The organism is Kosakonia sp. YIM B13588 (assembly GCF_042788165.1).
GTDB classification, from domain to species: Bacteria; Pseudomonadota; Gammaproteobacteria; order Enterobacterales; family Enterobacteriaceae; genus Kosakonia; species Kosakonia sacchari.
This window is the reverse complement of sequence record NZ_JBHZPO010000002.1, coordinates 238,019-259,329: the sequence shown is the minus strand read 5'-3', so window position 1 is coordinate 259,329 and position 21,311 is coordinate 238,019. Positions and strand designations below refer to the sequence as shown.

Sequence of the window (21,311 nt, the reverse complement as noted above, 5' to 3'; positions counted from 1 at the left end):
TTATAGAATAGCCGAATATGAGTGTACGTTTAGTGTTAGCCAAAGGGCGCGAGAAATCCCTGCTTCGCCGCCATCCCTGGATTTTCTCCGGCGCGGTTGCGCGAATGGATGGTAAAGCCAGCCTCGGTGAAACGGTTGATATCGTCGATCATCAGGGCAAGTGGCTGGCGCGTGGAGCATTATCTCCTGCATCGCAGATTCGTGCTCGCGTCTGGACTTTCGATAAAAATGAAAGCATTGATATCGCGTTCTTCACCCGTCGCCTACAACAAGCGCAGCAGTGGCGAGATTGGCTGGCGCAACGCGATGGTCTCGACAGCTATCGCCTGATTGCTGGCGAATCAGATGGGTTACCAGGCGTAACCATTGATCGTTTCGGTAATTTTCTTGTTCTTCAACTTCTTAGCGCAGGTGCAGAATACCAGCGTCCAGCCATTATCTCAGCGCTCCAGTCACTCTATCCACAATGTGCGATTTACGATCGCAGCGATGTTGCCGTGCGTAAAAAAGAGGGGCTGGAACTCGCGCAAGGGCTGGTGGTCGGCGAACTGCCGCCCGCGTTGTTGCCTATCAAAGAACACGGCATGAAGCTATTTGTCGATATTCAGGGCGGGCATAAAACCGGTTACTACCTCGATCAGCGCGACAGCCGGCTGGCAACACGTCGCTACGTGGCAGACAAACGCGTACTAAACTGCTTTTCCTACACCGGCGGCTTTGCTGTTTCCGCGCTGATGGGCGGATGCCGCCAGGTCGTCAGTGTGGATACTTCGCAGGAAGCGCTGGATGTCGCAAAACAGAACATTACGCTGAACGAGCTGGATTTAAGCAAAGCAGAATTTGTTCGCGACGACGTATTCAAACTGCTGCGCAAATATCGCGATCAGGGCGAAACTTTCGATGTCATCGTAATGGATCCGCCAAAATTCGTGGAAAACAAGAGCCAGTTGATGGGTGCCTGTCGCGGTTATAAAGACATCAACATGCTGGCGATACAGCTCCTGAATCCCGGCGGTGTACTGCTCACTTTCTCCTGTTCCGGTTTGATGACCACAGATTTATTTCAGAAAATCATTGCTGACGCCGCAATAGATGCTGGTCGTGATGTACAATTTATAGAACAGTTCCGTCAGGCCGCCGATCATCCTGTGATCGCTACCTATCCGGAAGGGCTGTATCTGAAAGGGTTTGCCTGCCGCGTTATGTAACTTGAAATTTGGAACCGCGCCCGCATATCTGCGGGTATGTAAGGTTCCCGGGAGGTGACAATGATTGCCAGCAAATTCGGTATCGGTCAGCAAGTTCGCCACTCACTGCTGGGGTATCTTGGCGTAGTGGTCGATATCGATCCTGAGTATTCACTGGACGAGCCGTCAGCAGACGAACTGGCGGTGAACGACGAACTCCGCGCGCTGCCCTGGTATCATGTCGTGATGGAAGATGATGATGGTCAGCCAGTGCACACATATCTGGCAGAAGCACAGCTGACAAGCGAAATTACGGATGAACATCCGGAGCAGCCATCCATGGACGAACTGGCGCGCACCATTCGCCGACAGCTTCAGGCTCCGCGCCTGCGCAACTAAAAATACCCCGCCAGACGCGGGGTATTTTTTATTTCGCCAGACCGAGCCGCGGGATCTCTATCGCCGGGCAGCGATCCATCACTACACTTAACCCCGCCTCACGCGCCAGCACGGCGGCTTGTTCATTAATCACCCCTAATTGCATCCAAAGCGTTTTCGCGCCAACGGCAATCGCCTCTTGAGCAACTCCCCACGCCGCTTCCGAATTACGAAAAACATCCACCATGTCGATCTTTTCTGGCACATCGGCAAGCGTTGCATAGCCCTGCTGCCCAAGAAGAGTAGTGCCTGCTACTTTCGGCGAGACGGGAATCACATGATAACCCTGGTCCAACAAATACTTCATTACGCGATAGCTTGGTCGATCGGGTTTATCACTCGCACCAACCAGCGCAATAGTTTGGGTCGACTGTAAAATAGCGGCAATATCGGTTTCTTTCATGTTTTCCTCCCGCGATGTCACCAAAGTGTAAATCAAACAGACCCGCTCGACCATTTTCGGATTTTTTTATCCACTTCTCTTGCAGCATCAGACGCTTCCAGTAATCTGTAGCAAAAATCACTGACGGAAGCGGATTATGGAATCAACCACTCGCACCTTACCCGTGCGCAAACATATTGCACTTGTCGCACACGACCATTGCAAGCAATCATTAATGAAATGGGTAGAACGCCACCAGCCAGTACTGGCCAAGCATGAGCTCTATGCGACTGGTACAACCGGAAATTTGATTCAGCGAGCAACCGGCCTTGAAGTTAACGCCATGCTGAGCGGCCCGATGGGCGGCGACCAGCAAGTCGGCGCGTTGATTTCAGAAGGCAAAATCGACGTACTGATTTTCTTCTGGGACCCGCTTAATGCGGTCCCGCACGATCCTGACGTGAAAGCCCTCTTACGTCTTGCAACAGTGTGGAATATTCCGGTTGCAACCAATTTATCTACCGCTGATTTTATTATCGACTCTCCGCAGTTTAATAACAGCGTCGACATCCTGATTCCGGACTACCAACATTACCTCGCTGAGCGTCTGAAATAAGTCCTGGCGGCCGCAGCGGCCGCCTTCGTTTCACGGTTTTCGCGCGACTGGCACATCCAGCGATTTTAACGTGTCGACAAAGCGTGACGGTTCATCTTTATCAAACAACAGCCAGACGCGATGGCGTGCGCGCGTCAATGCGACGTACAACAATCGTCGCTCTTCCGCATCAGGGAACTCTTCCGCCTGCGGCAGCAAGGCTTGCTCCATTATGGATTCCCGCGCCGGGGCAGGAAAACCATCCGCGCCCTCTTTCAGCCCCACCACAATCACATAGTCCGCTTGTTGTCCTTTACTGGCGTGGATAGTCGTAAAATCGAGCTGAAGTTTCGGCCAGCGGGTGGCTGCTTTCTCCAGAACGGTAGGTTTTCCGTGATGATAACGCGCCAGAACCAGGATCCTGTCTTCCGGCGTTGCATATCCGCTGAGCTTATCTAATAGCGCATCCAACTGATCCTGCGCCATCAGCGTCACTGCATTTTTATCGCCTGTTTTCAAACTATTCAACGGTTTTGCAAGCTGCCATGGGTTCTGCTGGATAAAGCGATTCGCAACTTCACCAATGCGTGAATTGAAACGATAAGTCGTATCCAGCGCGCAGAGATCGCCTTCACCAAAATAGTCATGGAAAGCGGTGGTTAAGGAAAGTTGCGCGCCGCTGAAACGGTAGATAGCCTGCCAGTCATCCCCGACAGCAAACAGTGTCGTTTGTGAGTTTTGCTTACGCAACGCAGCCAGCAAAGCCGCGCGCTGCGGTGAAATATCCTGAAATTCATCAACCAGAATATGCTTCCACGGGCTAATAAAACGCCCTTTTTCCAGCACATTGATCGCCTGATGAATCAGCCCGGAAAAATCGACGGCGTTTTCAGACTTTAGCTCGGCTTTCCAGGCTTTTAAAATCGGCGCCATCAGTTTAATGCGTTTACTGAACAGATCACGAACGTCATCTGGTGCGCCGGCGATCATCTCCGCCTGTGCACCACCATGCATACGCATCAGCCCAATCCAGCGATCCAGACGCGAAGCGATGCGGCGCTGCAATTTTGCATCTTCCCAAAAATTACCTTCAGGAACTTCCCATTCCATCTCTTCTTCCAGCCACTGACGCCACCCTTTCGCCTGTGCTTTCTTTTCACTGCACTGCTGGCACCAGGTGTTTGTTAGCAAGGACAAGCGAGCCGACGTATCATTTTCCAGCTCGCTTAACGCGGGGACTTTTTTGCTTCCCTGGGAGATGATATACAACGCCAGCGCATGAAAAGTGCGCGCGGTAATCTCTTCGGTATGTAGCCGCTGCTGGATACGCTCATCCATCTCCTGGGCAGCTTTACGACCAAACGCGAGCAGCAGAATTTGATCTGCTGAGGCTTCGCCACGAGCCAGCAACCAGCCTGCTCTGGCTACCAGAACCGAGGTTTTTCCGCTGCCCGCGCCAGCAAGCACTAATAAAGAGTGTTCACCATTGACCACGGCTCGCGCCTGCGCCGGGTTTAAAGGAGATGTTTCGACTTGCTCAAAAAAAGCGGCGTACTGAGTAACCATGGTTTCAGTATAAGTTTGATTGTGTTCTGCCCGGCGCTTCTCAACATCTGTCAGCCACGACTGGCACTGACGCCAAAGCTCACGGCAATTATCAAACTCCGGTAATCGGCTTGTTGGAATCGGCAATGCAGCAAACGCCTGCTGCAATTGCTGTTGTATCCCCTGAAGTTGCTTGCGGGTAAGCCATTTCATTGGCTCAATACGCCCGGAAATCAGCTCCAGTTGCTCAGATAAAACCCCGGCAGCGACCTCGCTCATTTCCGCGCTCCACCGGTTCCAGCGCTCATTTAAGAGATGGTAAAAACGCTGTGTTTCGCTCCATTCCGTTCCGTGAAGACGAACCACTTTGTTGTCGGCAAGCTGAAATTCCATTTCTCCCCACACTAACCCACGCTTGCATTCAATCGCCAACAACTGATTGAAAGGGATAAGGTATTCGTGTCTGTCACCTGCCACTTTAATACCGGCGTTCAGAATGACTGCGCGATCATAAGGGTGTTGCGCCAGACGTTTTCCCAGTGAGGTCGCTTTCAGTTCCATGACTTATCGTTCTCAACTTGTGACAATAATTGCCAGTTTACCTGCCAGAGAATTGGCGCTCCAGCCCAAATAATCGTTACAATTACCGGCATTCACTACCGACCGGTTTGTACTGAGGTTTTATGCGTACTGTTTTGAATATTCTAAATTTTGTGCTTGGTGGTTTCGCCACAACACTTGGGTGGCTACTCGCTACAATAATCAGCGCCCTGCTCATTATCACTCTGCCGTTGACGCGCTCATGCTGGGAAATCACAAAGCTCTCACTTATCCCCTGGGGAAATGAAGCCATTCACATTGATGAACTCGAACCACAGAGCAAAAACAGCCTGTTAAATGCGGGTGGAACATTGCTGAATATTGTCTGGTTTGTTCTGTTTGGCTGGTGGCTATGCATTATGCATATTACCGCCGGTATCGCGCAGTGTCTTACCATCATCGGCATTCCCGTTGGCGTCGCGAACTTTAAAATCGCTGCGATTGCGCTGTGGCCAGTTGGCCGACGAGTGGTCTCTGTAGAAACCGCTCGCGCAGCCCGTGAAGCCAATGCGCACCGTCGTTTTCAATAATCGGATCGCTTGTCATTATGTTAAGTCCTCTGCTTCGCCGTTATACATGGAACAGTGCCTGGCTCTATAACGTCAGAATTTTTATTGCGCTTTGCGGGACTGCTTTGCTGCCCTGGCTACTCGGCGAGGTGAAGCTGACCATCCCGTTAACGCTTGGCGTCGTTGCCGCCGCACTTGCCGATCTGGATGACCGCCTTACGGGGCGTCTGAAAAACCTGATAATTACGCTGGTATGCTTTTTTATTGCGTCTGCATCTGTGGAGTTACTCTTCCCATGGCCATGGTTGTTTGCGCTTGGTCTTGTGACATCCACCATTGGTTTTATCCTGCTTGGCGGGCTTGGACAGCGCTACGCCACCATTGCTTTTGGTGCGCTGCTCATTGCGGTCTACACTATGCTGGGAATTTCCCTTTTCGAACAGTGGTATCAGCAACCGCTGCTGCTATTGGCCGGGGCCATCTGGTTTAACTTGCTGACGCTGGTCGGACATCTGGTTTTCCCCATTCGCGCTCTACAAGACAATCTGGCGCGCTGCTATGAACAACTGGCGCATTACCTCGAACTGAAATCACGTCTTTTCGACCCGGATATTGAAGATGATAGTCAGGCGCCGCTCTATGATTTAGCCCTGGCGAATGGCCAGTTAGTGAACATGCTCAATCAAACCAAAGCGACGTTGCTCACGCGTTTGCGCGGAGATCGTGGACAGCGCGGCACACGTCAAACATTGCATTACTATTTTGCGGCGCAAGATATTCATGAACGAGCCAGTTCGTCACATATTCAATACCAAACACTGCGCGAACACTTCCGTTATAGCGATGTGATGTTCCGCTTTCAGCGCTTACTTTCCATGCAATCGCATGCATGCGGTCAGTTATCACGCGCCATCTTGCTTCGCACTCCGTATCAACACGATTCTCGCTTCGAACGCGCATTTATCCACCTTGACGCGGCACTTGATCGCCTTCGCGCTAATGGCATCACACCGCAGGAGCATATGAAAGCACTTGGTTTTCTTCTTGATAACCTAAGGGCTATTGACGCTCAGTTAGCAACTATTGAGTCCGGGCAACCACAACCCTCATTATCAAATGACACTGAAAATCAGCTTTCGGACGATAGTCTGAGTAGTTTCAACGATATATGGCAGCGGTTACGTAATAATTTGACGCCCGAATCCGCACTCTTTCGCCACGCAGTGCGCATGTCGGTAGTATTATGTATCGGCTATGCTTTTATCCAAATAACGGGGCTGCAACATGGTTATTGGATCTTACTGACCAGTCTTTTTGTCTGCCAGCCGAACTATAACGCCACTCGCCACCGCCTGACATTACGCGTAATTGGTACGCTGATTGGCGTTGCGATCGGATTGCCGGTACTTTACTTCGTTCCCTCACATGAAGGGCAACTGATACTCATCGTCATCACCGGCGTACTGTTTTTTGCATTTCGAACAGTGCAATACGCGCATGCCACGATGTTCATCACATTGCTGGTGTTGCTGTGCTTTAATTTGCTGGGCGAAGGATTTGAAGTCGCGTTTCCCCGTATTATTGATACGCTTATTGGATGTGCTATCGCCTGGGCGGCTGTGAGTTTTATCTGGCCGGACTGGCGTTTTCGGCACCTGCCCCGCGTCACTGAGCAAGCCTTCGACGCGAACTGCCGTTACCTTGATGCAATCCTTGAACAGTACCATCAGGGACGCGATAACCGGCTTGCTTACCGCATCGCCAGGCGTAATGCTTATAACCGTGATGCGGAACTGGCATCGGTCGTTTCAAATATGTCTTCCGAACCCGGAACCTCACCTGAACTTCGCGATGCCGCGTTCCGTTTATTATGCTTGAATCATACCTTTACCAGTTATATTTCCGCGCTTGGCGCACATCGTGAGCAACTCACCCAGCCGGATATTCTACGTTTGCTTGATGATGCAGTCTGCTATGTTGACGATGCCCTGCATCACCTACCAGCAGACCAAAAACGTGTGCAGGATACCCTTCTCGATCTATCCCAACGCATTAAACACCTGGAACCGCGCCCGGATAGCAAAGAGCCACTGGTACTGCAACAGATTGGCCTGCTGATAGCTTTATTGCCTGAAGTGTGCCGTCTGAAAAGCCAAATCACTCAATAAGGATTTGCCCCTTTCTTCAACACCCCCTTAAACCACTCCATCAGTTCCCGGCGTCGAGGCGCCGGTAACGCAGCCTCGTGAAGCCCGACAATTGCGCCCTCCAGGGCGAGAAGCACTTTCGCGCTCAGGTGCTTATTTGTTTTTCTCAATCTAAGCCAACAAACTTTTGCCCCGAGCATTCGCAGTGTATGCGCATCCAGTACGCCCGCTTCATGGAGTTGAGCTTCAAGTTGAAAAGTAAGGTTAGGCAGATCGCGCAATCGCATTCTGGCACTGCGCCGATCCTTATCACGCCGGGCAGCATCGAGTGAAAGTGCCGAAAGTTGCAAAAGTAACGAGCGATCACGCCATAGGCTCTCGTTAACGAAGTAATAATTTAACGAAACCTGACGCCCGCGTTTGTTGAATACCAGCAACGGAGCATCTTGCGTAACCGTGTATTGCGCACTCTCTTCACAAGCTCGAAGGTAGAGTTCCCCCTCGGCAACCATCGCGAAAACAGTTTTATCCACTGACAAGCTGTAACCGCCAAAATGAGCGCGGTGACAAATTGATCCGAGAGGCATGAGGTATTCGCGTGACTGATATATCCGTTGATAAGATAGGTCTTCCATGATTTTTCCCTTATAAATCACGTAGTAAAAGCCAGTTTTAAATTAGTGAAATCACTACGCAGGAACATAGGCAACTGTGAGCAAGACGGCAAGCAAATTTTTCATTACGTGGCAGGGACAAAACAAAAATGCGAGATAGTTTCAGAAAATGAGGTTGATCTCTGAGCATGTAACAGTTACTGTATAAACATACAGTAACCCACAGGGCTGGATTGATTATGTACACTTCAGGCTATGCTAATCGTTCAACAACACTCGCTTCTTCACTCAACAAATTGAACCACGTTGAGCCTTCAAGCATCACTACCGGGCTGATTAGCGAAATGGTCTATCGTGAGGACCAGCCCTGGATGACGCAGCTTCTTTTGCTGCCTTTGCTGCAGCAACTCGGGCAACAATCCCGTTGGCAGTTGTGGTTGACGCCTCAACAAAAACTCAGCCGTGAGTGGGTGCAATCCGCTGGATTACCCCTCACCAAGGTGATGCAGGTGAACCAGCTTTCTCCAAGCGTAACACTGGACTCAATGATTCGTGCATTGCGCACCGGTAACTATAGCGTCGTTATTGGCTGGCATTCTGAAGAGCTGACCGCTGAGGAGCATCGCCAATTAGCTATGGCGGCAGAAGAAGGCAACGCGATAGGCTTCGTTATGCGACCTGTACGCCACGATCCTCTGGCTGCGAGACAGCTTTCCGGGATAAAAATTCACTCAAATTTGTATCATTGAGTAAATTTAGGAGTTTTCCTAGGATGTTTTTTGCGTAAGAGTAGGGCTTCAAATTTATCGTCAAAATACAGCGTGAAAGCCTGTGTAGCGCGCTTTGTACGGAAATAGCCGTGGCGAAAGATTCATCAGAAGTGTTAAATATTGTGTATACAAAGCCTTTTTTTTCATATGCCTGACGGAGTTCACACTTGTAAGTTTCCAACTACGTTGTAGACTTTACATCGCCAGGGGTGCTCGGCATAAGCCAAAGATATCGGTAAAGATATCTGCAGAGTTGTCAGTGAGCAATGCCCCCGGTGAAGGATTTAACCGTGGCTTCTCAACAGAGATTCCCATGGCGATTTTTGGATGATAACGAGGCGCAAAAATGAAAAAGACAGCTATCGCGATTGCAGTGGCACTGGCTGGTTTCGCTACCGTAGCGCAGGCCGCTCCGAAAGATAACACCTGGTATACAGGTGGTAAACTGGGTTGGTCCCAGTATCATGACAAAGGTGCGGTATGGCAGAACGATGGCCCGACCCACGAAAGCCAACTGGGTGCTGGTGCGTTCGGTGGCTACCAGGTTAACCCGTACGTAGGTTTCGAACTGGGCTATGACTGGCTGGGTCGTATGCCGTACAAAGGCGACACCGTTAACGGCGCGTTCAAAGCTCAGGGCGTTCAGCTGACTGCTAAACTGGGTTACCCGGTAACTGACGATCTGGACCTGTACACTCGTCTGGGTGGTATGGTTTGGCGTGCAGACGCTCAGAACAACCAGGGCTTCAAAGATCACGATACCGGTGTTTCCCCGGTCTTCGCTGGTGGTGTTGAGTGGGCAGTTACCCGCGATATCGCTACTCGCCTGGAATACCAGTGGGTTAACAACATCGGTGATGCAAACACCGTTGGTGCTCGTCCGGACAACGGCATGCTGAGCGTAGGTGTTTCCTACCGCTTCGGTCAGCAAGAAGACGCTGCTCCGGTAGTAGCTGCTCCGGCTCCGGCTCCGGCTCCGGAAGTACAGACCAAACACTTCACTCTGAAGTCTGACGTTCTGTTCAACTTCAACAAAGCGACGCTGAAACCGGAAGGTCAGCAGGCGCTGGATCAGCTGTATGGTCAGTTGAGCAACCTGGATCCGAAAGACGGCTCCGTAGTGGTTCTGGGCTTCACCGACCGTATCGGTTCTGACGCTTACAACCAGGGTCTGTCTGAGAAACGTGCACAGTCCGTAGTTGATTACCTGGTTTCTAAAGGTATCCCGGCTAACAAAATCTCCGCACGTGGCATGGGCAAATCCAACCCGGTTACCGGCAGCACCTGTGACAACGTGAAACCGCGTGCAGCGCTGATCGACTGCCTGGCACCGGATCGTCGCGTTGAGATCGAAGTTAAAGGTAGCAAAGACGTTGTAACTCAGCCGCAGGCTTAAGTTCCCGTCTAAAAAAACCCCGCTCATCAGCGGGGTTTTTTATTGCCTGAAACAACAGCCTGGGATAATACGCACCTATTCTTTCCCGAGTAATGCCTGCAGGTCATGCTTTAGTGTAGACATCTGAGATGCATACTTCTCTTTGTGTTCAGCATCTTCAATCAGCTGCACAATCGTTTCAGAAAGCGTTTTACCCCTACGCTGCGCTAACCCAGCCAGACGCTGCCAGACCACAAATTCCAGGTCGATCGATTTTTTACGAGTATGTTGATGTTCGGCGTTGAAATGCCGCTTGCGGCGGGCGCGAATAGTTTGCTTCATCCGGTTAATCAATGCCGGATTGATATGCTGCCCAATCCAGTCGTTGACCTGTACGGGTTCATTTTCGAGTGTCAACAATAAATCGACCGCGTCTTTAGCGGCACTGGCTTCAATGTAGCGCGTGATTAATTCCCCTTCACGATGCTTTTTTACCAGATACTTCCATTTCCAGCCGCTTTCGAGATTTTCCAGTTGTTGATATTTCATTGCGCTCTCAACGTGACCGTGTAACTCACTTCAGAATATCAGTTTTTTCCAACTCTGCTGAAAAGAAATCACAACCTCGGTTAGGTCAATAGGGTTCGCGTCGCGAAAGCGTGTAATCAATGTGTGCTGTACGAGCGTTTACGGTATAATCGCGCCTTTGACATCAGACTAAAAAAACGACTTTGACCATTACAAAACTTGAATGGAACGACCTGGTTCCTGATACCACCAGCTATCAGGAAGTATTTGAATCGTCCGAATTAGCCCGCGAAACGGACTTCTCCCTGGCCGATACGCAACCCCGATTACAGTACGCGCTGGAGCAATTGCTCTATCCGCAGGCGACATCACGCTTTTTGCTGGCGAAAGCGCCAGAAGAAGCCGAATATCTTGCGCTAATCGCAAGCGCCACTGAGATGCTCATCCCTGAAGCCCGCCCTTTTTCTGGCGGCCAATATCATGTCAATGGTTCCGCGATTCAATTTGAACCTTCGGCTGATGCTCAGGCAAATTTTATCGGCAACAAACCTACCGCGATAGCCGACTGGGTAGAGGCAGAACAACTTTTTGGCTGCCTTCGCCAGTTTAATCAGGAAATCACGTTACAACCCGGCCTCGTCCATCAGGCAAACGGTGGGGTGTTGATAATTTCCCTACGTACTCTTCTCGCACAACCGCTTTTGTGGATGCGTCTGAAAACCATGGTAACGCAGCGCCGTTTTGACTGGGTTTCCTTTGATGAATCGCGCCCCCTGCCCGTCATAGTGCCGTCCATGCCAATGGATCTCAAAGTCATCCTGGTGGGTGAACGTGAATCACTGGCGGATTTCCAGGAAATGGAGCCGGAACTCGCGTCGCAGGCCATTTACAGCGAATACGAAGAAACGCTGCAAATTGCCGATGCCGAAACGATGTCCATATGGCGTCAGTGGGTCGAGCAAACCGCACGCGATGCGCACTTGCCTGCCCCTGCAGCTGACGCATGGCCAAAGCTCATTCGTGAAGCCGTCCGCTACACAGGCGATCAGGAAACGTTACCACTTTGCCCAATGTGGCTGTCACGGCAACTGCGCGAAGTGGCAGCGATGTCCACCGATGAAACCTTCAGCGGGGAAGAGTTCCAGACAATGCTTGCTCAGCGAGAGTGGCGTGAAGGCTTCCTGGCGGAACGCATGCAGGATGAGATCCTGCTTGAGCAAATCCTGATCGAAACCGAAGGAGAACGCATCGGCCAGATCAATGCGCTGTCCGTTATCGAGTTTCCGGGACATCCACGAGCTTTTGGTGAACCCTCGCGAATCAGTTGTGTGGTACATGTTGGCGATGGTGAATTTAACGATATTGAACGCAAAGCTGAGCTGGGCGGTAATATCCACGCCAAAGGCATGATGATCATGCAAGCGTTCCTGATGGCGGAACTGGAACTGGAACAACAGATCCCCTTCTCCGCCTCACTGACTTTTGAACAATCATATAGCGAAGTTGACGGAGACAGCGCATCGATGGCTGAACTGTGCGCATTAATCAGCGCGCTGTCTGAAGTTCCGCTTAATCAGAGCATTGCGATCACCGGCTCAGTCGATCAATTTGGTCGCTCCCAGCCGGTCGGCGGGCTGAATGAAAAAATCGAAGGCTTCTTCGCTATTTGTCAGCAGCGCCAGCTCACTGGCAAACAAGGGGTAATTATTCCCTCGGCAAATGTACGCCATCTTTGCCTGCAGCAGGAACTTCTGGATGCTATTCAGGCGCAGCAATTTTTCATCTGGGCAGTAGATGACATGATGGATGCGCTACCCTTATTAACGGGCTTGCCGTGGGATGCCGAAGGGCAAAACAACCTTAAGCAACTCATCCAGGAACGTATCGCGCAGGCAACACAGCAGGATGCGCGCCACCGCTTCCCGTGGCCGCTTCGCTGGTTGAACTGGTTTATCCGAAACTGATCGGACTTGTTCAGCGTACACGTGTTAGCTATCCTGCGTCCGAAACTACAAATAAGGCTTACTGAGAACATGGTAGATAAACGCGAATCCTATACAAAAGAAGATCTTCTTGCCTCTGGTCGTGGCGAATTGTTTGGCGCGAAAGGCCCGCAATTGCCGGCACCGAACATGCTGATGATGGACCGTGTGGTCAAAATGACTGAAACCGGCGGTAACTTCGATAAAGGCTATGTTGAAGCTGAGCTGGATATCAACCCGGATCTGTGGTTCTTTGGCTGCCATTTCATTGGCGACCCGGTGATGCCAGGCTGCCTCGGCCTCGATGCAATGTGGCAACTGGTGGGTTTCTATCTGGGCTGGCTCGGCGGCGAAGGCAAAGGCCGCGCGCTGGGCGTAGGCGAAGTGAAATTCACCGGCCAGGTACTGCCAACGGCGAAAACCGTGACTTACCGTATTCACTTTAAACGCGTTGTAAACCGTCGTTTGATCATGGGTCTGGCAGATGGCGAAGTGCTGGTTGATGGCCGCGTTATCTACACTGCCGCGGATCTGAAAGTAGGTCTGTTCCAGGATACGTCTAATTTCTGATACCGGGTTACCTACCCCGGTAAAGGCGAAACCTCCGCAATGCGGAGGTTTCTTTTTTAAAGAGACAGAATCAGGCAATGACTGCCCTGTCCTCCATGGCCTCCCGCCAGCCTCCCAGCCACTCGGACCTTTGATTCAGGGTTTGGTAGGGACACATTTCCTTCGGACGCCCGGTAATACCAGCCTGATAACCACGTTGATGTGCCCGTTCCAGGCGATCGCGTTTTTGTCTCTTCATGCCTCGTTTCCCTCATTATTTGATCTGGTGGAAAAGAAAACAGTGGTCACTTAATGCGCAACCACAGGTCACAAATACCTTGAATAGACTTCGTCGTCAATGCGCAAAATTCACGCCAGTGTCATAAATGTGAGCTACACAAAAGTTCATTTGTACAAAAAATGTGAGCCAGCACAACTAATGGTTTGTACCCAAACATAAAAAAACCGCCATAGATTTTATCTGTGGCGGTTTTCATAGACTTAAGATTTACTTATGGCAGACGATTTAGCGCATTCGCAATACTGACAGCCTCTTGCTGCCAGCCCTGAGCCAGCATTTTCACCATTTCATCATAGCCATCCTGCTGCTGTTTCAGCTCAATATGGAAGGGGCGCTTAACCAGTTGTCCCTGATGTTTGAGCAACCATTCGCCGCTTACAATCACTCGCCCATCATAGCGACCATGAAAACCGGTTACGGTTACGTTTAGCGTATCTTGTTCACTCCCTAACGGCTGCGATGCGACCACCCAGCCAGGCAGCTGATTGCTCAGATTGGACACCAGCGTGTTACGCAGTTGCTGATCGAGCGGGCTGGCCCACAAATTGTTCGTTGCAATGACGTACTGCACATCGCTGGTTTGGTACACCACGCCATTCCCCGCGAGAAAATCAGGTACCGAAACCTGCTCAACCCATAGCTGACGATTTCCCTGGTTTTGACCGGCCATCGCCTGCGCCTTTACTTGCGACGGTGAAGGCAGCTGATAGTAGCTCTTGTTATCACCGCTACTACTGCAAGCTGTCAGCAACAGCGCCAGTATCGCTAATGCGCTCTTTCTCATTCTTTTGCCCTCTTCGGCTGCGGATCGGGTTTCCCTTTCGCTTCAAATACCAGCGCGTTGCTCTTATCGTTAAGCGTTTTCAGCACCGGTTGCAGTTCACGCAATACCTGATCGAGACGCTGCATATCCGCCACCATTTTGTTATAGGCGGCGGAGCCCGGCTGGAAGCCCTGCATACTGCGGTTGAGCTCGCGTAGTGTACTTTGCATATCTGCGGGCAGTTGCTGCATCGACTGGCTGGCGGTCAATTTGTTGAGGTTATCCAGCGTCGTTTGCAGACGTTTGAGCGTTTGCTGGCTTTCAGATAGCGTGCTCGTCGCCTGCTGGATCATCGGATTTAACGGTAAGTTGTTGATTTTATCCAGCGTATCCATTAGCCGTTGCTGGATCTGCGCCAGTCCACCACTCACCGTCGGGATGATGGGATAGCCAGCGAACTCGTGCATACCACTGATCGCCTGGGCATTATTGTAAAAATCGAGATCAACATACAGCGCGCCGGTAACGATATTGCCGGTCTTCAATGAGCCTCGCAGACCACGCTTCAGTAGCTCATTCAGATGTGCGCTCATATCCGGATCTTCACCCAGTTGGTTCGCCAGACGTTCAGGCTCAATACGGATCAGAACCGGAATACGGTAATCATCATTCAGTGCCTGGCGCATACCTTCCGTAAAGAACGGTACCTTGCTCACCGTACCAAGACGGATGCCGCGGAATTCAACCGGCGCGCCGGGTTGCAAGCCACGGATAGAATCTTTAAAGAACATCAGATAATCAACGTGTTCGGTGTATAGCGAATCCTGAATACTGCGCTGATCGTCATACAATTTAAAAGCGCTGTTTTCCGCCACCGGCTGCCCCAAATCCAGGCCTTCCGGCACATCGAAGCTGACACCACCGCCGAACAATGTCGTCAGCGACCCCATCTCGACGCGCATCCCGGCGGAGGTGAGATCGACGGCAATACCGCTGTCTTTCCAGAAACGCACATTGCTGGTCACCAGCCGATCGTTCGGCGCGTTAATAAACAGCTGATAGCTCATGGTCCGTTTTTGCGTATCGAAGGTGCTGGTTTCCACCGAACCCACGCGATAGCCCCGGAACAACACCGGATCGCCAGCTGTTAATTGCCCCGCTTTATTACTGTCAAGGATCACGCGGATGCCCTTCGCATCCGGCGGTGCCAGCGGTGGCGAATCGAGCAAATTATAGCGCTCTGGCGCATTGCCTTTCACACCAGGCTGAAGTTCGATATAGGCACCAGAAAGCAGCGTGCCAAGCCCGCTAATACCTTCGCGGCCCACTTGTGGTTTCACCACCCAGAATACCGAATCATTATGCAGGAGCTTTTCCATGCCGGAATTGAGCCGCGCTTTGATCTCAACGTGGGTAAGATCATCGGTCAGCGTCGTACTCTCCACTACGCCAACGTCCACGCTGCGGCTTTTAATCGTCGTTTTACCGCCGACAATTCCTTCGGCGTTATTGGTGATTAAAGTGACTTCCGGGCCCTGATGGCTGTAATGATAGAAAAGGATCCAGGCCCCAATCAGCGCCGTCACAATCGGGAAAATCCACACCGGTGACCAGTTTCTCACCTTTTGCACCCTGGCTTCCCCACTCTTATTCTCCATGCTTTAACGACTCCTCATGGTGCGTTTGTGGCTCGCGATCCCAGCTCAGACGCGGATCGAAAGTCATTGCCGCAAACATCGTGATAATAACGACCAGCGCAAACATCAGGGCACCCATCGCAGGATAAATATTCATCAGCCCGCCCATCCGCACCAGTGCAGACAGTACGGCAATAACAAACACGTCGATCATTGACCAGCGCCCAACGAATTCCACTATTTCATAAATAAAATGCATGCGTTCACAATCGCGCTTTCCGTGCCCTTTCGCATCAATACACAGCCAGGCGATGCCAATCATTTTCAGCGTCGGCACCATAATACTGGCGATAAAAATCACTAACGCGACCGGATACGAACCTTCGCTCCACAGCAAAATCACCCCGGCCAGAATGGTCGACGGCATACGGTCGCCCAACAGATCGGTCACCATGATCGGCAAAATATTGGCGGGCAGATAGAGCATGATAGCGGTCATCAGCAGCGCCAGTGTCCACTGTATACTGTTGCGCCGACGTGCATGGCCGCGAGTATGGCAGCGTGGGCAAACCGGCTGGTCAATCGCCACTATCGCCGTACAACAAGGGCAAGATCGCAGCCCCTGACGGATACCCGGTACACCAACATGTAGCGGCTGCGCAACAGCCGGCGCTGGCGCAATGTCGTCCCACAGCCAGTGGCGGTCTACGCACTGAAACGCCCGCAGTTGCAGCAGACAGAACAGGCACCAGGGAATAAAACTGCTGCCGATGCCAATATCGCCATAAGCCATGAGTTTGACGAAACTCACCAATACCCCGGCGAGAAAGATCTCTGCCATTCCCCAACTTTTAAGCTGGAATAACACACGGGCAAGACCAATTTTCAGGCGAAAATCCATCGGCACGCGGTTAACCAACAGCAGGATCGTCACCAGGCAAAACGCCGGCACAAACTGCACGAACAACAGAAAGAAAGTACCAAGGCTGGCGTAATCTTCCGAGAACATAACGCCAGGAATTTCCAGCAGCGTCACCTCACTGGCCACGCCTGCCACTTTCATGTTTACAAAGGGAAAAAGGTTGGAGAGCAACAACATAAACAGCGCGACGATAGCATAAGCAGTGGGACGCTGCCGCGGCGCGTCCCACTCGGTCGTAAGCGTTGTCCCACAACGCGGGCAAGCCGCTTTATGTCCATGTTGCAGCGGCGGTAACGCCACCAGCATGTCACATTGCGAACAGAGAATGTGGCGAGTGGCGTGGTGGTGTTCACACATACAGGCTCCCTTTATGCGCCGTTTTTCAGAGCCTCCAGATACTCCCAGCGTTCAAACGCTTCCTCAAGCGCTTGCTCCGCCGAAGCCATATCGGCTAAGACTTTCTGCGTATGGTCGTGCGGCTGGCTAAAGAAACTGGCATCGGCGACCTGCGCTTGCAAATCCCCAAGTTGCGCTTCCAGTTGTTCCAGCTTTTGCGGTAATTGTTCCAGTTCACGCTGCAGGTTATAGCTTAGTTTGTTACTGTTGCGTTTGACAGTTTCTGCTTTGGCTACCGGCGCTTCCACACTTTTTCTCGCGGCGTCCTGCTTTTGCATTTGCGAAGCTGCCTGCTGACCACGGGCATCGTGATAGCCGCCAACGTACTGACCAATCTGACCTTCGCCTTCGAAGATCCAGCATTCGGTCACGGTATTATCAACGAACTGACGATCGTGGCTCACCAGCAGAACAGTACCCTGGTAGGCGTCAATAAGCTCTTCCAGCAGCTCCAGCGTTTCAACATCCAGGTCGTTAGTCGGTTCATCGAGAATTAACAAGTTGCTGGGTTTCAGGAACAAGCGCGCCAGCAACAGTCGGTTGCGTTCCCCGCCAGAGAGCGCACGTACCGGCGTCATCGCCCGTTTCGGATGGAACAGGAAGTCCTGCAAGTAACCCAGAATATGGCGCGGCTTGCCGTTCACCAGCACTTCTTGCTTCCCTTCAGCAAGGTTGTCCATCACCGTTTTATCCGGATCCAGTTCGGCGCGGTGCTGATCGAAATAGGCTACTTCCAGTTTGGTGCCGACATGGACACGCCCGCTATCGGCTTTGAGTTGATCCAGCATCAGTTTCAGCAACGTCGTCTTACCGCAGCCGTTCGGGCCGATCAGCGCAATTTTGTCGCCGCGCTGCACCTGCGTGGAGAAGTCGCGCACCAGCACTTTGCCGTCGATGCCGTAATTGACGTCTTCCATCTCGAAAACAATCTTGCCGGAGCGGGAGGCTTCTTCCACCTGCATCTTCGCGCTGCCCATCACTTCACGGCGTTCACTGCGCTCGCGGCGCATGGCTTTTAACGCACGGACGCGGCCTTCGTTACGAGTACGACGCGCCTTGATCCCCTGGCGGATCCACACCTCTTCCTGTGCCAGCTTGCGATCAAACTCCGCGTTTTGCAGCTCTTCCACGCGCAGGGCTTCTTCTTTCTCCAGCAGATACTGATCGTAATTGCCCGGATAGGAAACCAGCTTGCCGCGATCGAGGTCTACAATACGGGTCGCCATATTGCGAATAAACGAACGATCGTGAGAGATAAAGATAATGGTGCCGCCGAAAGATTTCAGGAACCCTTCCAGCCAGTCGATAGTTTCAATGTCCAGGTGGTTGGTCGGTTCGTCGAGCAACAGCACGCGCGGACCGCTCACCAGCGCGCGCCCTAACGCCGCCTTACGCAACCAGCCGCCGGAAAGGGCAGAGAGCGACATATCCGCCGTCAGTCCAAGCTGCGCCAGCACTTCGTTGATGCGGTTTTCCAGTTGCCACAAACCGTGGTGATCCAGCATCTCCTGCACACGTGCTAACTCAGCGAGGTTTTTATCGCTCGGATCGCTCATTACCAGGTGAGAAACCTCATGATAACGCTTGAGATACTCGGCCTGCTCTTCAATCCCTTCAGCGACAAAATCGTAGACGCTGCCGGTAACATTACGTGGCGGATCCTGTTGCAGACGCGCCACTACCAAATCTTGCTCATACACAATGCGACCATCGTCCAGGTTAACTTCCCGGTTGAGGATCTTCATCAGCGTTGATTTTCCCGCGCCGTTACGCCCGACAAGGCACACGCGTTCGTTTTCTTCGATATGCAGCTCAGCATTATCGAGAAGCGGCGCATCGCTGAACGACAGCCACGCGCCATGCATACTGATTAATGACATTTATTTATCCTTTCAGGCTGCGGTAATCAGCCAGCAGTTGTGGATCTGACGGTTGCGGGCAAAATCCTGCGACTGCGTTTTTTGGGTGATTTCTTGTGCTTTAAGACCCAGTTTCGCCAGCCCGTCGAGATCCATACGGAAACCGCGTTTGTTATTGGAAAACATAATCGTGCCGCCCTTACGCAACAGGCGTTTGAGATCTTCCATCAGCGCCATATGGTCGCGCTGTACATCGAAAGACTCTTCCATACGTTTGGAGTTGGAGAAGGTCGGCGGATCGATAAAGATCAGATCGAACTGCTCATCAGTATCGCGCAGCCACGCCAGGCAGTCGGCCTGGATCAGGCGATGCGCACGACCACTCAGACCATTAAGGCGCAGGTTGCGCTCGGCCCACTCCAGATAGGTGCGTGACATATCCACGGTTGTCGTCGAGCGCGCACCACCCAGACCTGCATGCACACTGGCGCTGCCGGTATAAGAGAAAAGATTCAGGAAATCTTTGCCTTTGCTCATTTGGCCGAGCATACGGCGCGCGATACGGTGATCGAGGAACAGACCGGTATCAAGGTAATCGGTCAGGTTGACCCACAGGCGAGCGTTATATTCGCTCACTTCCATGAAATCACCCTTTTCATTCATTTTTTGATACTGGTTGTTGCCCTTCTGCCGTTCACGGGTTTTCAGCACCAGCTTGTTTGGCGCAATCCCCAGCACATGAATGGTAGCCGCAATGATATCAAACAGGCGCTGACGCGCTTTTTGCGCATCAATCGTTTTCGGTGCGGCATACTCCTGCACCACCACCCAATCGGCATAGCGATCGACCGCGACGTTGTAATCCGGCAGATCGGCATCGTACAGGCGATAGCATTCGATACCTTCCTGACGCGCCCATTTCTCCAGCTTTTTAACGTTTTTGCGCAGGCGATTCGCGTAATCTTCCGCCATTGCCGGCGCTTTCGCTTCGCCGGTATTTTCCGCCAGATGGTAATTTTTCTGCACGCAGTCCAACGGGCCATTTTTCGCTTTAAACTGGCGCTCAGCGCGCAGTTGCAGACAGTTCAGCAAATCAACCGAGGCGCTAAACAGCGACAGATTCCAGCCGCCAAATTGTGCTTTCAGCAGACGGCCCAACAGGCTGTGCAGCGCGATCAGCGCCGGTTCACTCTCCAGACGCTCACCATACGGCGGGTTACTGATCACTGTACCGTACGGGCCTGTTGGCAGCGGGTTGCTCAGCTCAGCAACATCTTTCGCTTCAAAGGTGACCAGCTCACCAATCCCGGCACGACGGGCGTTTTTACGGGCAATATCGATAACGCGCGCGTCGCTGTCTGAACCATAAAAATGGGAGGCGTAATTCGCCAGCCCTTCGCGCGCACGCGTTTGCGCTTCGGCTTTCACCTCTTGCCACAGCGCCTCATCGTGCTGCGCCCAACCACCAAAACCCCAGTGGCCGCGGTGCAGACCCGGCGCGCGATCGGTCGCGGCCATCGCAGCTTCAATCAGCAGCGTCCCGGAACCGCACATCGGATCGAGCAGCGGAGTGCCTGGCTGCCAGCCAGAACGCATCACGATAGCCGCGGCGAGGTTTTCTTTGATCGGTGCCATCCCGGTGCGATCGCGGTAGCCGCGCAGGTGCAAACCTTCGCCGCTCAGATCAAGGGAGATATTCGCCGTATCCTGGTTCAGCCAGACGTTAATACGCAGGTCCGGCATCTCACGTTCCACATTCGGACGCGGCAGGTTTTTGCGGGTAAAGCTATCGACAATCGCATCTTTGACTTTCAGCGCACCGTACTGGCTGTTACGGATTTCATCGTTCAGGCCGCTAAAGTGGACGGCGAAGGTTGCGCCCGGATTAAACATCTCTGTCCAGTTGATCGCCTGCACGCCGAGGTAGAGATCAAGATCGCTGTAAACCTTGCACTCCCCGAGCGGCAGCATAATGCGCGAAGCCAGACGACTCCACATCAGGCTCTGGTACAGGAGCCGCGTGTCCCCTTCAAAATGGACACCACCCTGAACCACCCGGCACTCAACCGCGCCGAGTTTTTCCAGTTCAGTTTTTAACAGCTCTTCCAGCCCGCGGGCCGTACTGGCAAACAGAGAAATCATAATGTCACTTACATTCAACGAAAATTGTTGCGCATTATAGCTAATCTGGCGTTCATGTCATAAAGTTGAG

General features: G+C 52.1%; 19 protein-coding genes. 9 read left to right on the top strand and 10 right to left on the bottom strand.

The genetic code is table 11. The features are described from left to right. Positions 1 to 17: 17 nt before the first annotated feature. The gene (gene rlmI, locus ACFX4U_RS06910; RefSeq protein WP_313507289.1) at positions 18 to 1,208 is read left to right on the top strand and encodes a 23S rRNA (cytosine(1962)-C(5))-methyltransferase RlmI; all 1,191 of its coding nucleotides are present in this window, start codon (positions 18 to 20) and stop codon (positions 1,206 to 1,208) included. Between the two features lie 60 nt (positions 1,209 to 1,268). Next, complete coding sequence (hspQ, locus tag ACFX4U_RS06905) at positions 1,269 to 1,586, top strand: heat shock protein HspQ (RefSeq protein ID WP_017456235.1); 318 nt, start codon at positions 1,269 to 1,271, stop codon at positions 1,584 to 1,586. A 28-nt stretch (positions 1,587 to 1,614) separates the two neighbouring features. Here the strand turns inward: hspQ and ACFX4U_RS06900 are convergent, their stop codons facing one another. Continuing rightward, the gene (locus tag ACFX4U_RS06900) at positions 1,615 to 2,028 is read right to left on the bottom strand and encodes a CoA-binding protein (RefSeq protein WP_017456234.1); all 414 of its coding nucleotides are present in this window, start codon (positions 2,026 to 2,028) and stop codon (positions 1,615 to 1,617) included. Positions 2,029 to 2,164: 136 nt separating this feature from the next. Here ACFX4U_RS06900 and mgsA point away from each other — a divergent pair, with 136 nt between their 5' ends. Further along, complete coding sequence (mgsA, locus tag ACFX4U_RS06895; protein WP_313507290.1) at positions 2,165 to 2,623, top strand: methylglyoxal synthase; 459 nt, start codon at positions 2,165 to 2,167, stop codon at positions 2,621 to 2,623. A gap of 30 nt (positions 2,624 to 2,653) precedes the next feature. Here mgsA and helD read toward each other — a convergent pair whose 3' ends face one another. Further along, positions 2,654 to 4,708: a DNA helicase IV gene (helD, locus tag ACFX4U_RS06890; protein WP_313507291.1), complete on the bottom strand. Its 2,055-nt coding sequence runs from the start codon at positions 4,706 to 4,708 to the stop codon at positions 2,654 to 2,656. 122 nt (positions 4,709 to 4,830) lie between these two features. Between helD and ACFX4U_RS06885 the strand changes: the two genes are divergently transcribed. Continuing rightward, on the top strand, positions 4,831 to 5,277 hold the full coding sequence (locus ACFX4U_RS06885; RefSeq protein WP_131411033.1) for a YccF domain-containing protein: 447 nt from the start codon (positions 4,831 to 4,833) through the stop codon (positions 5,275 to 5,277). A 17-nt stretch (positions 5,278 to 5,294) separates the two neighbouring features. Continuing rightward, the gene (gene yccS / locus ACFX4U_RS06880) at positions 5,295 to 7,424 is read left to right on the top strand and encodes a YccS family putative transporter (RefSeq protein WP_313507292.1); all 2,130 of its coding nucleotides are present in this window, start codon (positions 5,295 to 5,297) and stop codon (positions 7,422 to 7,424) included. On the opposite strand, the gene ACFX4U_RS06875 is transcribed toward yccS, so the two are convergent. Further along, positions 7,418 to 8,038 carry a TfoX/Sxy family DNA transformation protein gene (locus tag ACFX4U_RS06875; RefSeq protein WP_305736527.1) on the bottom strand — a complete coding sequence of 207 codons (621 nt, stop codon included), beginning with the start codon at positions 8,036 to 8,038 and terminating at the stop codon, positions 7,418 to 7,420. The two genes, yccS and ACFX4U_RS06875, sit on opposite strands and share 7 nt — an antisense overlap. 218 nt (positions 8,039 to 8,256) lie before the next feature. Between ACFX4U_RS06875 and sulA the strand changes: the two genes are divergently transcribed. Together sulA and ompA are read left to right on the top strand one after the other, a co-directional pair. Continuing rightward, complete coding sequence (gene sulA / locus ACFX4U_RS06870; RefSeq protein WP_305736528.1) at positions 8,257 to 8,766, top strand: SOS-induced cell division inhibitor SulA; 510 nt, start codon at positions 8,257 to 8,259, stop codon at positions 8,764 to 8,766. 367 nt (positions 8,767 to 9,133) lie between these two features. Then, on the top strand, positions 9,134 to 10,183 hold the full coding sequence (gene ompA / locus ACFX4U_RS06865; RefSeq protein ID WP_017456226.1) for a porin OmpA: 1,050 nt from the start codon (positions 9,134 to 9,136) through the stop codon (positions 10,181 to 10,183). Positions 10,184 to 10,258: 75 nt separating this feature from the next. Here ompA and matP read toward each other — a convergent pair whose 3' ends face one another. After that, on the bottom strand, positions 10,259 to 10,711 hold the full coding sequence (matP, locus tag ACFX4U_RS06860; RefSeq protein ID WP_065368857.1) for a macrodomain Ter protein MatP: 453 nt from the start codon (positions 10,709 to 10,711) through the stop codon (positions 10,259 to 10,261). A gap of 182 nt (positions 10,712 to 10,893) precedes the next feature. On the opposite strand from matP, the gene ACFX4U_RS06855 reads away from it, so the two are divergent. Next, positions 10,894 to 12,654 (top strand): Lon protease family protein, encoded by a 1,761-nt coding sequence (locus ACFX4U_RS06855; protein ID WP_313507294.1) that lies wholly within the window; start codon positions 10,894 to 10,896, stop codon positions 12,652 to 12,654. A gap of 69 nt (positions 12,655 to 12,723) precedes the next feature. Then, positions 12,724 to 13,242, top strand: a complete 519-nt coding sequence (gene fabA / locus ACFX4U_RS06850) for a bifunctional 3-hydroxydecanoyl-ACP dehydratase/trans-2-decenoyl-ACP isomerase (RefSeq protein WP_017456223.1) — start codon at positions 12,724 to 12,726, stop codon at positions 13,240 to 13,242. Between the two features lie 70 nt (positions 13,243 to 13,312). Here the strand turns inward: fabA and rmf are convergent, their stop codons facing one another. From rmf to rlmKL, 6 genes are all read right to left on the bottom strand, one after another. Continuing rightward, positions 13,313 to 13,480, bottom strand: coding sequence for a ribosome modulation factor (gene rmf, locus ACFX4U_RS06845; RefSeq protein WP_017456222.1), 168 nt, complete (start codon positions 13,478 to 13,480; stop codon positions 13,313 to 13,315). A 253-nt stretch (positions 13,481 to 13,733) separates the two neighbouring features. After that, positions 13,734 to 14,306, bottom strand: a complete 573-nt coding sequence (gene pqiC / locus ACFX4U_RS06840) for a membrane integrity-associated transporter subunit PqiC (RefSeq protein ID WP_305736530.1) — start codon at positions 14,304 to 14,306, stop codon at positions 13,734 to 13,736. Continuing rightward, a complete protein-coding gene (gene pqiB / locus ACFX4U_RS06835) occupies positions 14,303 to 15,943 on the bottom strand; it encodes an intermembrane transport protein PqiB (protein WP_313507296.1) in 1,641 nt (546 codons plus the stop codon). The genes pqiC and pqiB overlap by 4 nt, the downstream gene beginning before the upstream one ends. Further along, complete coding sequence (gene pqiA, locus ACFX4U_RS06830) at positions 15,933 to 17,201, bottom strand: membrane integrity-associated transporter subunit PqiA (RefSeq protein ID WP_313507297.1); 1,269 nt, start codon at positions 17,199 to 17,201, stop codon at positions 15,933 to 15,935. Before pqiA ends, pqiB begins: the two co-directional genes overlap by 11 nt. A gap of 11 nt (positions 17,202 to 17,212) precedes the next feature. Further along, entirely contained in the window at positions 17,213 to 19,120 is a 1,908-nt protein-coding gene (locus ACFX4U_RS06825) for an ABC transporter ATP-binding protein (protein ID WP_313507298.1), read from the bottom strand. 12 nt (positions 19,121 to 19,132) lie between these two features. Next, entirely contained in the window at positions 19,133 to 21,241 is a 2,109-nt protein-coding gene (gene rlmKL, locus ACFX4U_RS06820) for a bifunctional 23S rRNA (guanine(2069)-N(7))-methyltransferase RlmK/23S rRNA (guanine(2445)-N(2))-methyltransferase RlmL (protein ID WP_305736533.1), read from the bottom strand. Positions 21,242 to 21,311 lie beyond the last annotated feature (70 nt).